The organism is Sulfitobacter profundi, from assembly GCF_042661425.1.
In the GTDB taxonomy this organism is placed as follows: Bacteria; Pseudomonadota; Alphaproteobacteria; order Rhodobacterales; family Rhodobacteraceae; genus Sulfitobacter; species Sulfitobacter profundi.
The window spans coordinates 1,622,177-1,636,332 of sequence record NZ_JBHSWA010000001.1 but is presented as its reverse complement, the minus strand read 5'-3'; the positions used below and the strand labels follow the sequence as shown (position 1 = coordinate 1,636,332).

At 63.2% G+C, this 14,156-nt stretch carries 12 protein-coding genes, 2 pseudogenes and 1 riboswitch; of the genes and pseudogenes, 13 read left to right on the top strand and 1 reads right to left on the bottom strand.

All coding sequences use genetic code 11. From position 1 onward, the window contains the following. Positions 1-28: 28 nt before the first annotated feature. A riboswitch (TPP riboswitch) is annotated at positions 29-129 on the bottom strand. 8 nt (positions 130-137) lie between these two features. The 3 genes and pseudogenes from aroC (at position 138) to cobO (ending at position 2,955) form a co-directional block, all read left to right on the top strand. Beyond that, positions 138-1,330 (top strand): annotated as a pseudogene (gene aroC / locus ACFQAU_RS08545) (chorismate synthase). A 10-nt stretch (positions 1,331-1,340) separates the two neighbouring features. Then, positions 1,341-2,279, top strand: coding sequence for a DMT family transporter (locus tag ACFQAU_RS08540; protein WP_067935337.1), 939 nt, complete (start codon positions 1,341-1,343; stop codon positions 2,277-2,279). Between the two features lie 70 nt (positions 2,280-2,349). Next, a complete protein-coding gene (gene cobO, locus ACFQAU_RS08535; protein WP_132444023.1) occupies positions 2,350-2,955 on the top strand; it encodes a cob(I)yrinic acid a,c-diamide adenosyltransferase in 606 nt (201 codons plus the stop codon). 59 nt (positions 2,956-3,014) lie between these two features. Here the strand turns inward: cobO and ACFQAU_RS08530 are convergent, their stop codons facing one another. After that, the gene (locus tag ACFQAU_RS08530) at positions 3,015-4,562 is read right to left on the bottom strand and encodes an alkaline phosphatase D family protein (protein WP_132444022.1); all 1,548 of its coding nucleotides are present in this window, start codon (positions 4,560-4,562) and stop codon (positions 3,015-3,017) included. A gap of 207 nt (positions 4,563-4,769) precedes the next feature. Here ACFQAU_RS08530 and pcaF point away from each other — a divergent pair, with 207 nt between their 5' ends. From pcaF to ACFQAU_RS08480, 10 genes and pseudogenes are all read left to right on the top strand, one after another. After that, the gene (gene pcaF / locus ACFQAU_RS08525) at positions 4,770-5,975 is read left to right on the top strand and encodes a 3-oxoadipyl-CoA thiolase (RefSeq protein WP_132444021.1); all 1,206 of its coding nucleotides are present in this window, start codon (positions 4,770-4,772) and stop codon (positions 5,973-5,975) included. 28 nt (positions 5,976-6,003) lie between these two features. Further along, positions 6,004-6,996 carry a 1,2-phenylacetyl-CoA epoxidase subunit PaaA gene (gene paaA / locus ACFQAU_RS08520; protein ID WP_132444020.1) on the top strand — a complete coding sequence of 331 codons (993 nt, stop codon included), beginning with the start codon at positions 6,004-6,006 and terminating at the stop codon, positions 6,994-6,996. 5 nt (positions 6,997-7,001) lie between these two features. Next, positions 7,002-7,346 carry a 1,2-phenylacetyl-CoA epoxidase subunit PaaB gene (gene paaB, locus ACFQAU_RS08515; protein ID WP_082849541.1) on the top strand — a complete coding sequence of 115 codons (345 nt, stop codon included), beginning with the start codon at positions 7,002-7,004 and terminating at the stop codon, positions 7,344-7,346. A 32-nt stretch (positions 7,347-7,378) separates the two neighbouring features. Then, positions 7,379-8,101 (top strand): 1,2-phenylacetyl-CoA epoxidase subunit PaaC, encoded by a 723-nt coding sequence (paaC, locus tag ACFQAU_RS08510; RefSeq protein ID WP_240791568.1) that lies wholly within the window; start codon positions 7,379-7,381, stop codon positions 8,099-8,101. Beyond that, entirely contained in the window at positions 8,095-8,643 is a 549-nt protein-coding gene (paaD, locus tag ACFQAU_RS08505) for a 1,2-phenylacetyl-CoA epoxidase subunit PaaD (RefSeq protein WP_132444019.1), read from the top strand. Before paaC ends, paaD begins: the two co-directional genes overlap by 7 nt. A 7-nt stretch (positions 8,644-8,650) precedes the next feature. After that, positions 8,651-9,715 carry a 2Fe-2S iron-sulfur cluster-binding protein gene (locus tag ACFQAU_RS08500; RefSeq protein ID WP_132444018.1) on the top strand — a complete coding sequence of 355 codons (1,065 nt, stop codon included), beginning with the start codon at positions 8,651-8,653 and terminating at the stop codon, positions 9,713-9,715. A 10-nt stretch (positions 9,716-9,725) separates the two neighbouring features. Then, on the top strand, positions 9,726-11,750 hold the full coding sequence (gene paaZ, locus ACFQAU_RS08495; RefSeq protein ID WP_132444017.1) for a phenylacetic acid degradation bifunctional protein PaaZ: 2,025 nt from the start codon (positions 9,726-9,728) through the stop codon (positions 11,748-11,750). A 60-nt stretch (positions 11,751-11,810) separates the two neighbouring features. Beyond that, on the top strand, positions 11,811-12,518 hold the full coding sequence (locus ACFQAU_RS08490) for a PaaX family transcriptional regulator C-terminal domain-containing protein (RefSeq protein ID WP_386281672.1): 708 nt from the start codon (positions 11,811-11,813) through the stop codon (positions 12,516-12,518). 55 nt (positions 12,519-12,573) lie between these two features. Further along, a pseudogene (locus ACFQAU_RS08485) lies at positions 12,574-13,187 on the top strand (ribonuclease D). Beyond that, positions 13,184-14,152: a KpsF/GutQ family sugar-phosphate isomerase gene (locus ACFQAU_RS08480; protein ID WP_132444015.1), complete on the top strand. Its 969-nt coding sequence runs from the start codon at positions 13,184-13,186 to the stop codon at positions 14,150-14,152. Before ACFQAU_RS08485 ends, ACFQAU_RS08480 begins: the two are co-directional and overlap by 4 nt. Positions 14,153-14,156: the final 4 nt, after the last annotated feature.

Sequence of the window (14,156 nt, the reverse complement as noted above, 5' to 3'; positions counted from 1 at the left end):
CTCCTTTTGCGGCGAAAGGTAAAAGGTGGATGTCTGTCCGGACCTTCCCTCCGCCGGTGTTAACCGGTTCAGGTTCAACGGGTCCGCACAACACGTACATCTCAGCCCAAAGGCCCCCGAGGTAGCGTCAGGGGTAGATGCCCCCCACACAATTGGCAAGGCAAATCCCCTTGAGGCAGGGCGCTGCCCCGGCTAAGGGTTTGACAACAGGAGGTCCGCCCATGTCGATCAACAGCTTTGGCCATCTTTACCGGGTCACCACATGGGGCGAAAGCCACGGTCCCGCCCTTGGCGCCACGATTGATGGCTGCCCCCCGGCGTGCCGATTGACGAGGGCATGATCCAGCAGTGGTTGGACAAGCGCAAACCGGGCCAGAACAAATACACCACGCAGCGGCGTGAGGCGGATGAGGTGCGGATTCTGTCGGGCACCTTTGAGGGCGTCACGACAGGCACGCCGATCCAGTTGATGATCGAAAACACCGATCAGCGCTCCAAAGACTACGGCGATATCAAGGACAAGTTCCGCCCCGGTCATGCCGACATCACCTATTTCCAGAAATACGGCATCCGCGACTATCGCGGGGGTGGGCGTTCCTCGGCGCGCGAAACGGCGGCGCGGGTGGCGGCGGGCGGTCTGGCGCGCGAGGCGATCAAGGCGCTGGCCCCGAACCTGCAGATCACCGGCTATATGGTGCAGATGGGTCCGCATAAGATCGACCGGGATGCGTTCGATTGGGACCAGATCGAGCAGAACCCGTTTTGGGTGCCCGATGCCAAGGCGGCGGACGACTGGGCCGCGTATCTCGACGGGCTGCGCAAGTCCGGCAGCAGCGTGGGTGCGATCATCGAAGTCACCGCGCGCGGCGTGCCTGCGGGGCTCGGCGCGCCGGTCTATGGCAAGCTCGACACCGATCTGGCCGCCGCGATGATGAGCATCAATGCCGTCAAAGGCGTGGAAATCGGCGAAGGCATGTCAGCCGCGATGCTGACCGGAGAGCTGAACGCGGACGAGATCACCATGGGGCCAGAGGGGCCGGAATATTCCTCCAACCATGCGGGCGGCATCTTGGGCGGGATCAGCACCGGGCAGGATGTGGTCGTGCGTTTCGCGGTGAAGCCGACCTCAAGTATCCTGACCACGCGGCGCACCATCACCAAACAAGGCGAAGAGACCGAGATCATCACCAAAGGCCGCCATGATCCCTGTGTTGGTATCCGCGCGGTGCCGGTGGGCGAGGCGATGATGGCCTGCGTGCTGCTGGATCACCTGCTGCTGCACCGCGGTCAGATCGGCACTAACCGCGGACGGATCGGCCCCGAAGCATGAGGACCAGAGCATGAAAGTCGATGATTTCTCCGCCCGCCCCGCCCTTGGCGTCGGGCTGAAGATCACGGCGATCCTGCTCTTTACCTGCATGTCTGCGATCATCAAATCGCTGGCCGACGATGTGCCCGCGGGCGAGTCGGTCTTCTTCCGCTCCTTCTTTGCCATTCCGGTGATCCTGATCTGGCTGGCGCAACGCGGCAAACTGAAAAGCGGGCTGAAGACGAAAAACCCGATGGGCCATGTCTGGCGCGGGCTTTTCGGCACCACGGCAATGGGGCTGACCTTTACCGGCCTTGGCCTGCTGCCCCTGCCCGAGGTCACCGCCATCGGCTTTGCCACACCGATTTTCACTGTGATCCTTGCCGCCGTGTTGCTGGGCGAACAGATCCGTCTGATCCGCGTGACTGCCGTGGCGATCGGGCTGGTCGGGGTGATGATCATCCTCTGGCCGCGTTTCAGCAGCATCGGTACGATGGAACAGACAGCCACGATTGGTGCGCTGTTGATCCTGATGGCGACGATGGTGCGCAGCCTTGTGCAGATCCACATCCGGCAATTGGTGCAGAACGAAGACACGGCGGCGATCGTCTTTTACTTTTCCGTCACTGCATCGGTCTTGGCGCTTTTCACCCTGCCCTTCGGCTGGGTCATGCCTGATCTGCAAACCTTTGGCTTGCTGGTGTTGGCAGGGTTAATCGGCGGAGTGGCGCAGATTCTTATCACCTCGGCTTATCGCTTTGGCTCGGCTTCGATGCTGGCGCCATACGACTATACCTCGATGCTCTTTGCCATCTTGCTGGGCTACGTCTTCTTTGCCGAACTGCCGACGATGATGATGCTGGCAGGCGCGGCGCTGGTGATCAGCGCGGGCGCGCTGGTGATCTGGCGCGAGCGGCAGTTGGGGATGGAGCGCGGCAAAGCGCGGTCTGTCACCGATCCCAAGGCGTGATTCATTGCGGGCTTTCGCCCGGCTCGCCCTCTCCCTATGGTGCCCCGAAACCGGATAGAGGAGATGACCGATGAGCGACGCGGATCCGCAAGACCACAAGGAAAAGATGCAGCAGCGTCAGGCCGAACAGCGCGCCAAGGTGGCCGAGCTGCAAGACCCTGACAAGGGTCTTGTGCTGGTCCATACCGGGCCGGGCAAGGGCAAATCCTCCTCTGCTTTCGGGGTCGTCGTACGCGCGCTTGGCTGGAAACAGCGCGTCGGTGTGGTGCAGTTCATTAAGGGCAAATGGAAGACCGGCGAACGGCTGTTCTTTGAACAACTCGATGAGGTGACATGGCACACGATGGGCGAAGGTTTCACCTGGGACACCCAAGATCGCAACCGCGACATCGCCGCCGCCGAGGCCGCATTTGGCAAGGCGCGCGAGATGATGGCGAGCGGGGACTATGACCTCGTGGTGATGGATGAGATCAACATCGCCATCCGCTATGAATACCTCAAGATCGAAGACGTCATCGCCGGGCTTGATGCCCGCGACAAGCGCACAGCGGTCGTGCTGACAGGCCGCGACGCCCGGCCCGAGCTTTGCGACTATGCCGATCTGGTGACCGAGATGTCAGAGGTCAAACACCCGTTCAAAGCAGGCATCAAAGCACAGCGCGGCGTCGACTACTGAAACGAAAAGGATCGCCCGCTTCTGGGCGATCCTCTCAATCCGACCGCTCAAACGGGTCTTTAGATCGCGGCCCCCTTGGGGTCGAGCGTCACCGAGTAGATCTCGGTGTCGGCACGGTCCATCAGGCGCACTTTCATCTGCTGGGTCTTGGCGTCGATATCGACCAAGCCAAAGAATTGCAGACCAGCAGAAGGCGGCAGGTTCACCTGACCCTCCTCCGGCGCTTTGACGTATTTCAACTCGGGGCCAAAGGTGCCGTCCAATTCGTTCGGGCCAAACGTGCCTGCGTGCAGCGGGCCCGAGACAAACTCCCAAAACGGGTCGAAATCCTGAAACTGCGCCTTGTCGGGGTTGTAGTAATGCGCGGCGGTGTAATGCACATCTGCCGTGAACCAGACGACGTTGTCGACCTGCGCGGTCTTGATGAAACGCAGCAGCCCCGCGATCTCTTGCTCGCGCCCCTTGGCGGCACCGTTGTCGCCATTGGCTACCGCTTCGGCCCCGCCGCCGACGACCAGTCCGATGGGCATGTCGCAGGCGATGACCTTCCATGTGGCCGACGAATTGGTCAGTTCCCGCTTGAGCCATGCCATCTGCTCGGCCCCGAGGATCTCTGTGGCCTGCGACATCTCGGTCTGCATGTTCTCGCTGTTCGGCCCCCGGTAGCTGCGCAGGTCAAGGAAGAAGACATCCAGCATCGGACCGTAGTTGATCTTGCGGTAAACCCGGCCCGGCTCGGCGGGGGTGATACGCAGCGGGGTCATCTCGTGAAAGGCCTGCGAGGCGCGGGCGGCGAGGACGTGGATCGACTTTTCGCTATAGCGGTCGTCTTCCATCAGGCTGCGCGAAGAGGACCAATTGTTCACGACTTCATGGTCGTCCCACTGCATGAAGGTCGGCACATGGGCGTTCATCTCGCGCACATGATCGTCCATCAGGTTGTATTTCCACTGGCCGCGATATTCGTCCAGCGTCTCGGCCACTTTGCGTTTCTCATCGATGATCGTGGTGTTTTTCCACAGCGTGCCATCCTCAAGCTGCACCTCATCCTCAAGCGGGCCATCGGCATAGATGGTGTCACCGGAATGCAGGAAGAAATCGGGGCGGTGTTTGGCCATGGTCGCATAGGTGCGCATGCCCTCATCGTCGATGCCCCAGCCCTGACCGGCGGTATCGCCCGACCAGGCAAAGCGCACGTCGCGGCGCGCGGTGGGCGCGGTGCGGAACTGGCCGATGATCGGCTCTGAAGTGGCGTTGATGTCGCTCAGGTCGGCAGCGGTGAAGCGGTAAAAGATATCCTGATCCGACGGCAGCCCTTCGACCAGACGTTTCACGGCCAGATCGTGGTTCGGCAGCGCGTTCATCGGTGCAAGCTGCCGGGCGTTGGCGAAGCTTTCGGTTGTAGAGATTTCAACCTGCACCCGTGCCGGGCGGTCGGTGCGGGTCCAGATCATGCCGGATTGCGTGTCGACATCACCCGATTGCACCCCATGGGTAAACACCGGGCGCGAGGCGGCACGGCTGAGGCTGGGCATGGCAAGGCTTGCGGCAAAGGCGGTGGAGCCCGCCAGCACAGCGCGACGGGTCGGGCGGATCAATTTGGTCATCTTTGGCTTCCTCTGAGGGTGGCGATGGCCGCACAGAACCCCCGCCGCGTGACAGAGCGCCGACAGATGCGTGACTCTTTGGCAAAGCTTTGGCGACAGCGCTGTAACGTGTTACCGAAATTAACTCCGCAATTCTATTCAGTAACATTTTGATTGAAACGAATCGCCCTGATGTGTAAATTGTGGGGCAACAACAGGAGCACCCCCATGCAGGCATTCATCTGCGACGCGCAGCGCACCCCCATTGGCCGTTACGGCGGCGCACTCTCTTCGGTTCGCGCCGACGATCTGGCCGCGACCCCGTTGAAGGCGCTGATGGAGCGGAATCCTTCGGTGGATTGGGCGCGCGTCGATGATGTCATCATGGGTTGCGCCAACCAAGCGGGCGAAGACAACCGCAACGTCGCGCGCATGGCCGCCCTGCTGGCCGGTCTGCCCGTCGACGTGCCGGGCGCCACGATCAACCGCCTCTGCGCCAGCGGCATGGACGCCGTCGGTGCCGCTGCCCGTGCGATCCGCGCGGGTGACATGGATCTGGCCATCGCAGGCGGGGTAGAGAGCATGTCACGCGCACCTTTCGTCATGCCCAAGGCCGAAACCGCCTTTTCCCGCAACAACGCCGTCTATGACACCACCATCGGCTGGCGCTTTGTGAATCCCAAAATGAAGGCGCAGTTCGGCGTCGATTCCATGCCCGAAACCGCCGACAACGTCGCCGCCGACCATGATGTGTCGCGCGAGGACCAAGACGCTTTCGCCGCCCGCAGCCAGCAACGCTGGGCCGATGCGGATGAGAAAGGCATCTTTGCCGAGGAAATCGCCCCCGTTACCATCCCGCAGCGCAAAGGCGATGATGTGATCGTCGACCGCGACGAACACCCCCGCCCCGGCTCCACGCTGGAAAAACTCGGCAAACTGCGCGGCATCAATGGCGCTGACCTGACTGTGACTGCAGGCAATGCCTCGGGCGTCAACGACGGCGCGGCGGCGATGCTGCTGGCGTCAGAGGCAGGCGTGAAGGACCACGGACTCACCCCCGTCGCCCGCGTCGTCGCCATGTCTGCCGCAGGTGTCGAGCCCCGCGTCATGGGCATCGGCCCGATCCCGGCGGTGCGCAAGGTGTTGGATCGCGCGGGCCTCACCATCGAGCAGATGGACGTGATCGAACTTAATGAGGCTTTCGCGAGCCAAGGCCTCGCCACCCTGCGCGCCTTGGGCGTGGCAGACGACGCGCCCCATGTGAACGCCAACGGTGGCGCCATCGCCATCGGCCACCCCTTGGGCATGTCCGGCGCGCGTCTGGTGATGACGGCGGCGCTGCAACTCAAGCGGACGGGCGGCAAATACGCGCTATGTACAATGTGTGTGGGCGTGGGTCAGGGCGTTGCACTGATCCTCGAAAACGCAGGCTGAGACTTCTTTCCGAGAAAGGAACAGAACGATGTATGCACAGATGATCAAATCCACCGGCAAGGGCATCAAATCCCTCGACGAGATGGACCCCGAAGAACGCGCCTTTCAGGAGCGCATCAATGCGGGCGGCAAGATCGAGCCCAAGGACTGGATGCCCGACGGCTACCGCAAGAACCTGATCCGCCAGATCGGTCAGCACGCGCATAGCGAAATCGTCGGCCAATTGCCCGAGGGCAACTGGATCACCCGCGCGCCCACGCTGGAGCGCAAGGCAATCCTCTTGGCCAAGGTACAGGACGAGGCGGGCCACGGGCTCTACCTCTATTGCGCGGCCGAGACGCTGGGCGTGACCCGCGACCAGATGACCCGCGACCTGCTGTCGGGCAAAATGAAGTACTCGTCAATCTTCAATTATCCGACCCTAACATGGGCCGATATGGGCGCGGTGGGCTGGCTGGTCGATGGCGCCGCGATCATGAACCAAGTGCCGCTGCAGCGGACCTCGTACGGTCCTTACGCCCGGGCGATGGTGCGGATCTGCAAAGAGGAATCCTTCCACCAGCGGCAGGGCTTCGACATCATGATGAAGATGGCCAACGGCACAGAAGCGCAGCGCAAAATGGCTCAGGACGCACTGAACCGCTTCTGGTTCCCGGCGCTGATGATGTTCGGCCCCTCAGACAAAGATTCGGTCCATTCCGCGCAGTCGATGGCGTGGAAGATCAAGATGAACACCAACGACGAGCTGCGCCAGAAGTTCGTCGACGAGACGGTGCCGCAGGCCGAATACCTCGGTCTCACGATCCCCGACGAAACCCTCAAGTTCAATGAGGAAACCGGCCATTACGATTTCGCCGAGCCGGATTGGGAAGAGTTCTTTCAGGTGCTCAAGGGCAATGGCCCCTGCAACACCGAACGGCTGGCGGCGCGCAACAAGGCTTGGGACGAAGGCCGTTGGGTGCGCGAGGGGCTTTTGGCCCACGCCGAGAAAAAGCGCAGCAGACAAATGGCAGCGGAGTAAGCGACATGAGCAGCCCTGAATCCAGTGAATACGACGGCACCGAAGCCGCCCCGCACGGCAAGGCGCGGACCACCGAATGGCCCCTGTGGGAGATCTTCATCCGCGGCCAGCACGGGTTGAGCCACCGCCATGTCGGCAGCCTGCATGCGGCGGACGCGGAAATGGCGATCAAGAACGCCCGCGATGTCTATACGCGCCGCAACGAAGGCGTGAGCATCTGGGCGGTCGAGGCCAGCGCCATCGCCGCTTCCTCGCCCGAGGAAAAAGGCGCGCTTTATGAGCCTGCCAACGACAAGGTCTACCGCCACCCGACCTTTTTCGACATTCCCGATGAAGTGGGGGCGATGTGAGCACCGATCCTAAGTTCGAATTCCTCTGCCGGATGGGGGACAACGCGCTGGTTCTCGGCCACCGCGTCTCCGAATGGTGTGGCGTGGCCCCGGTGCTGGAAGAAGACATCGCGCTGGCGAACGTGGCGCTCGACCTGATCGGCCAGACGCAGTTGTGGCTGGGTCTGGCGGGCGAGGTTGAGGGCGAAGGCCGCGATGCGGACAAGCTCGCCTTTCACCGCGACGTTTGGGATTTCCGCAATGTCCTGCTGGTGGAACAGCCCAACGGCGACTTCGGCCAGACCATGATGCGGCAGTTCCTCTTCGACGCATGGCATCTGGCGCAGCTGACCGCGCTGATCGATTCCAGCGACAAGGAAATCTCTGCCATCGCCGAGAAATCGGCGAAGGAAGTGACCTACCACCTCGAACGCTCCTCGGACACGGTGATCGGCCTTGGCGACGGCACCGAGGAGAGCCACCGCCGCATGCAGGCGGCGCTTGATCTGCTCTGGCCCTATGTCGGTGAGATGTTCCTTGGTGATGACGTCGACGCGGCGATGGTCGAGGCGGGCATCGCGCCCGAACCGGAAAGCCTGCGCGCGAGCTATGACCAACTCGTCGGCGACACGCTGGTAGCCGCGACCCTGACCAAACCCGAAGACGATTTCGCCCACAAAGGCGGGAAAAGCGGCGCACGGCACAGCGAACATCTCGGCCATATGCTGACCCAGATGCAATGGCTGCAGCGCGCCTACCCGGACGCCACATGGTGAAACCCAGCCCCCACAGCCGGCCGGCCCCCGCGCCGGTGCCGGGGGTGGTGCGCGATACCGCCCCGCGCGGTGCCGCGTTGGCCGGAAAGCCCACGTTAGAGACGGTTTGGGCATGGCTTTCGGCGATCCCGGACCCGGAGATCCCGGCCATTTCGCTTACCGATCTCGGCATCATCCGCGATGTGGCGTGGCAGGGCAACTCGCTGGTCGTGACCATCACGCCGACCTATTCGGGCTGCCCGGCCACCAGCATCATCAACCTCGATATCGAGATGGCGCTGCACGGCCATGGGATCGAAAAGCTGGAGTTGAAACGCCAGCTTTCCCCGCCCTGGACCACCGAGTGGATGACCGACACCGGCCGCGCCAAGCTGGAAGCCTACGGCATCGCGCCACCCCGTCCCGCCGGTGGGCCGCAACATTGTCCGCATTGCAAATCTACCGCGGTGGAGCGGATCAGCCAGTTCGGCTCGACCCCCTGCAAGGCGCAGTGGCGCTGCACCGAATGCCGTGAACCCTTCGACTATTTCAAATGTATCTGAGGCCCCGATGAGCCAGTTTCACCCCTTATTAGTGACTGATATCCACCACACCATCCGCGACGCGGTGGTGCTGACGCTAAAGCCGGAGGACCCCGGCGCCTTCGCCTTTACCCAAGGCCAATACCTGACCTTCAAGCAGGATTTCGACGGCACCGAGCTGCGCCGCAACTATTCGATCTGCGCCGGGTTGGACGATGGCGAGCTAAAGGTCGGCATTAAGCGCGTCGATGGCGGGGCATTCTCGACCTATGCCAATACCGAATTGAAGGTCGGCGATACGCTCCACGCCATGCCGCCGCAGGGCAAATTCTTCACCGCGATCGAGCCGGAGGTGGCGAAAAACTACCTCGGCTTTGCGGGCGGGTCGGGCATCACGCCGGTGCTGTCGATCCTGAAAACCGTGCTGAAACGCGAGCCGAACTCGACCTTCACGCTGGTCTATGCCAACCGCGCGGTGAACACGATCATGTTCCGCGAGGAGCTGGAGGATCTGAAAAACCGCTACATGGGCCGCCTGACGGTGATCCACATCCTCGAATCCGGTCAGGATATGGAGTTGTTTGAGGGCCGTATCGATCAAGCGAAATGCGATGCGCTGTTTAAACATTGGATTCAGATCGACAATATCGACACCGCCTTCATCTGCGGCCCCGAACCGATGATGCTGGCGATTGCCGAGGCGCTGAAGACCAATGGGCTGACCGACGAACAGATCAAATTTGAACTCTTCAGCGAAAGCCAGCAGGGCCGTCTGGCCAAACAGGAAATGGCCAAGCGCAGCGAGGGCCAAAGCGGCACCGAAATCACCGTCATCATCGACGGCGCGCGGCGCAGTTTCACCATGCAGAAGGGCCAATCGGTGCTGGAAGCCGCACTAGAGAACGGGCAGGAAGCGCCGTTTTCCTGCAAGGCCGGGGTTTGTTCGACCTGCATGGGCAAGGTGCTCGACGGTGAGGTTGAGATGCTCTCGAACCACGCGCTGGAGGATTACGAGGTCGAGCGCGGCTATGTGCTGACCTGCCAGAGCTACCCGCTGAGCGACACGCTCACCATCGACTACGACACGCACTAAAGGAGCCGACATGCGCGATATTCACAGTTACGCGGCAGGCGAATGGCTGGCCCCGGGCGCGGGCGCCCGCAACATCGCCAGCGCCATCACCGGCGAGGTCATCGCGCAGGCCGGCAACGATGCGCTCGACGCGCAGGCCATGCTCGGCTTTGCCCGCGACCACGGTGGCCCCGCCCTGCGCGCCATGACCTTCCACGACCGCGCGCGCATGCTGAAGGCGCTGGCGCTGCACCTGATGGAGCACAAGCAGGCGCTTTATGATCTGAGCTACGACACCGGCGCGACGCTGTCGGACCACAAGATCGACGTGGACGGCGGCATCGGCACCATGCTGGTTTTCGCCTCCAAAGGCCGGCGCGAGATGCCGGACGCGCATGTCTATCTCGACGGTGCGCCCGAGCAACTGGGCCGCGCCGGGCAGTTTATGGGGCGGCATATCTGCACCCCGCTGCAGGGCGTGGCGGTGCATATCAACGCCTTCAACTTCCCGGTCTGGGGTATGCTTGAGAAGCTCGCGCCCACGCTGCTGGCTGGCGTGCCCGCCATTGTCAAACCCGCCACCGCAACCTGCTACGTCACCGAACATTGCGTGCGGCTGATGCTCGACAGTGGGCTGCTGCCGAAGGGCGCGCTGCAACTGGTCAGCGGCGGCTTGGGCGACATGCTCGACCACCTCGACTGTCAGGATGCCGTGGCCTTTACCGGATCTGCCGATACCGCGCTGAAACTGCGCAGCAATCCCTTGTTGCTGCAGAACTCCGTGCGTTTCACCTCGGAGCAAGACAGTCTAAACGCCTCGGTCCTTGGCCCCGACGCCGTTCCCGGCACGCCAGAGTTCGACCTCTTCGTCAAGGAAGTGCAGCGCGAGATGACTGCGAAGGCGGGGCAGAAATGCACCGCCATCCGCCGCATCATGGTGCCGCAGGCGCAGGTCGACGCGGTGATCTCTGCTCTGTCAGAACGCCTCGCCAAGACCACCATCGGCGACCCCCGCGCCGAGGATACGCGCATGGGCGCGCTGGTCTCGGGCAGCCAAAAACGCGATGTGCTGGAAAAGGTGGGGCTGCTGAGTGCCGAGGCGGAACGGGTCTTTGGCGACCCCGACAACTTTACCGTCAACGGCGCCGACAAAGACAAAGGCGCCTTCCTGCCGCCGATGCTGTTCCACTGCGCTGATCCCGACAGCGCCGAGCGCGTGCATGACACCGAGGCTTTCGGCCCCGTTTCCACCCTCATGCCCTACCGCAATCTGGCCCATGCCTCGCAGTTGCTGAACCGCGGCCAAGGCTCTCTTGTCGCCTCGATCATCACCAATGACGGTGAGGTGGCGCGCGAGCTGACGATGGGTTCGGCAGCCTTCCACGGACGGCTCTATTTCAACAACCGCACGTCGATGGGGGAGGCCACGGGCCACGGCTCGCCGCTGCCGCATATGGTGCATGGCGGACCGGGCCGCGCAGGCGGCGGCGAGGAACTGGGCGGCATTCGCGGCGTGATGCATTACATGCAGCGCACCGCCATTCAGGGCAGCCCCGACATCCTCACCGCCATCGGCAAACAGTGGGTTCCGGGGGCGGAAGAGATCACCGACCGCGCGCACCCCTTCACCCGCCGTTTCACCGAGCTGGATCTGGGCGAGACCTTCAACTCGCCCACCCGAGAAGTCACACTGGAGGATATCGAGACCTTCGCCCATTTCACCGGCGATACTTTCTACGCTCATATGGACGACGAGGCTGCCGCCGCGAACCCCTTCTTTCCGGGCCGCGTGGCACACGGCTACCTCTTGCTCAGCTTCGCCGCGGGCCTTTTCGTGCAGCCCGACCCCGGCCCGGTGCTGGCCAATACCGGGCTCGACAGCCTGCGCTTTCTTGAGCCTGTCTCGGCAGGCGACAGCATCAAGGTGCGGCTCTCGGTTAAGCACAAGACGCCGCGCAACGAGGAATATGGCGAGGTGCGCTGGCATGTGACCCTGACCAACCAACGCGAGGAGGCGGTCGCGGAATATGAACTGCTGACGATGAATGCCCTCTGATCCCTCCCTTCCCGTCATCGCGGCCTTTGCGGGCTTGGGGGCCAGCGCGTCTGGTCGCTGATGGTCAGCCTTTTCGGCGATCTGGCGCAGGGAGAGGGTGATGCGATCGACGGGCCGGTGCTCTCGACGATCATGGGCGCGCTCGACGTGCGGCCAGAGGCGAGTCGCGTGGCGCTGCACAGGCTGCGGAATGACGGCTGGTTGCAGTCCCATAAAGTGGGCCGGATCAGCCAGCACAGCCTGACCGCCCAAGGCCGCGCGGAAAGTGCCGCCGCCAGCCCCCGCATCTACGCCACGCCGCCCGACCTGTCAGAGCCATGGCAGATGGTGGTGACCGAAGAGAACGGGCGCGAGACCGACAGCGCCCTGCGGGGCGCGGGTTTTATCGCCGCCCTGCCCCGCGCCTATGTCGGGCGGGCCGATAGCGCGGTGCCCAAAGGCTGTCTTGCCCTGCCCGGCACGCCGCCGCCCGACTGGCTGCGCCGCGCGGTGGAGCCTGCTGAGCTTGAGGCCGACTATGCCGCGCTGCTGGCTGCGCTTTCTACCTTGGACGCCAAACTGCCGGATGCAGACAGGTTGAGCGCCTTGGATGTCGCGGTTCTGCGCTGTCTGATCGTGCACAACTGGCGGCGGCTGGTGCTGAAACACCCCGCCCTGCCCGGCGGGTTGATCCGCCCCGAGTGGTCCGGCTACCGGTGCCATCTACTGGTCGACCGCTTGCTGCGCCGCTATCCCCGCCCCGCATTGCAGGATCTGGCCACCGCCTGACCCGGGGCAAAGCCTCCGCTTTCCCATGCCGGACAAGCACGATATAGACGTGCTCATGACAAATTTCCTCTATCAGAACGACCTGCCGGATGACCTCGACCTTGGGCCGATGGTCGCCATTGACTGCGAAACGATGGGGCTGCATCCGCATCGCGACCGGCTCTGTGTTGTGCAGCTTTCGGGCGGCGATGGTCACGCGCATCTGGTGCAGGTCGCCAAGGGCCAGACCGAGGCGCCGAACCTCTGCGCGCTGTTGGAAGATCCGCATGTGCTGAAACTGTTCCACTACGGCCGTTTTGACATCGCCGCGATGCGCAACACCTTTGGCGCCACCGCAGCGCCGGTCTATTGCACCAAGATCGCCAGCCGTCTGGTGCGCACATATACCGACCGGCACGGGTTGGCGAAGCTGTGCCAAGAACTGCTGAGCGTCGACATCTCGAAACAACAACAATCCAGCGATTGGGGGCTGAAAAGCTGACCCAAGCGCAGATCGACTATGCCGCGTCGGATGTGCTCTATCTGCACCGTCTGCGCGATGAACTTAACAAACGCCTGATACGCGAAGGTCGGATGGACATGGCGCAGGCCTGTTTCGATTTCCTGCCGATGCGCGCCCGGCTGGATCTGGAGGGATGGCCGGACACGGACATCTTCGCACACGCATGAACACACCTTTCCTCGACACTGCCCGCCGCGTCATCCGCTGCGAATCCGAGGCGCTGACGCTGCTGGCCGACAGCCTTGATGACCGCTTTCGCGCCGCGGTCGATCTGATGCGCGCCTGCAAGGGCCGCGTGATCGTCACCGGCATCGGCAAATCGGGCCATATCGGCAACAAGATCGCGGCGACGCTGGCCTCTACCGGCACGCCCGCGCAATTCGTGCACCCGGCAGAGGCGAGCCACGGCGATCTGGGGATGATCACTGCGGCTGATGTGGTGCTGGCGATTTCAAACTCGGGCGAGGCACCGGAACTGGCGAACCTCATCGCCTATTCGCGCCGCTATGCGATCCCGCTCATCGGCATCACCAGCCGCCCCGACAGCAGCCTTGGCCGTCACAGTGACGTGGTGCTGGAACTGCCCCGCGCGGCAGAGGCCTGCGGCACCGGCGTGGTGCCGACCACCTCAACCACCTTGACGCTGGCGATGGGCGATGCGGTGGCCGTGGCCCTGATGGAAAACCGCGCCTTCACCGCCGAGCATTTCCGCGACTTCCACCCCGGCGGCAAACTGGGCGCAAGGCTGAGCCGCGTGGCCGATCTGATGCATGTGGGCGATGCCCTGCCGCTGGTCGCAGCCGACGCGCCGATGCCCGACGCGCTGAGCGAGATGAGCCGCAAGGGCTTTGGCGTGGTCTGCGTGACCGATGGCGCTGGCGCACTGGCCGGGATCATCACCATGGGCGACCTCGCGCGGCACCTTGACGGGTTGATGACCATGACCGCGCGTGAGGTCATGACCCCGGCCCCAGTTACCATCGGCCCCGACGAACTGGCCGAGAAAGCCGTGGGCGTGATGAACAACCGCAAGATCACTTGCTTGGTCGTGACCGACCCTGTGCAGGACGACGGCAAATCGCCCGTGGGCCTGCTGCATATCCACGACTGCCTGCGCGTTGGGCTGGGGTAGCCTG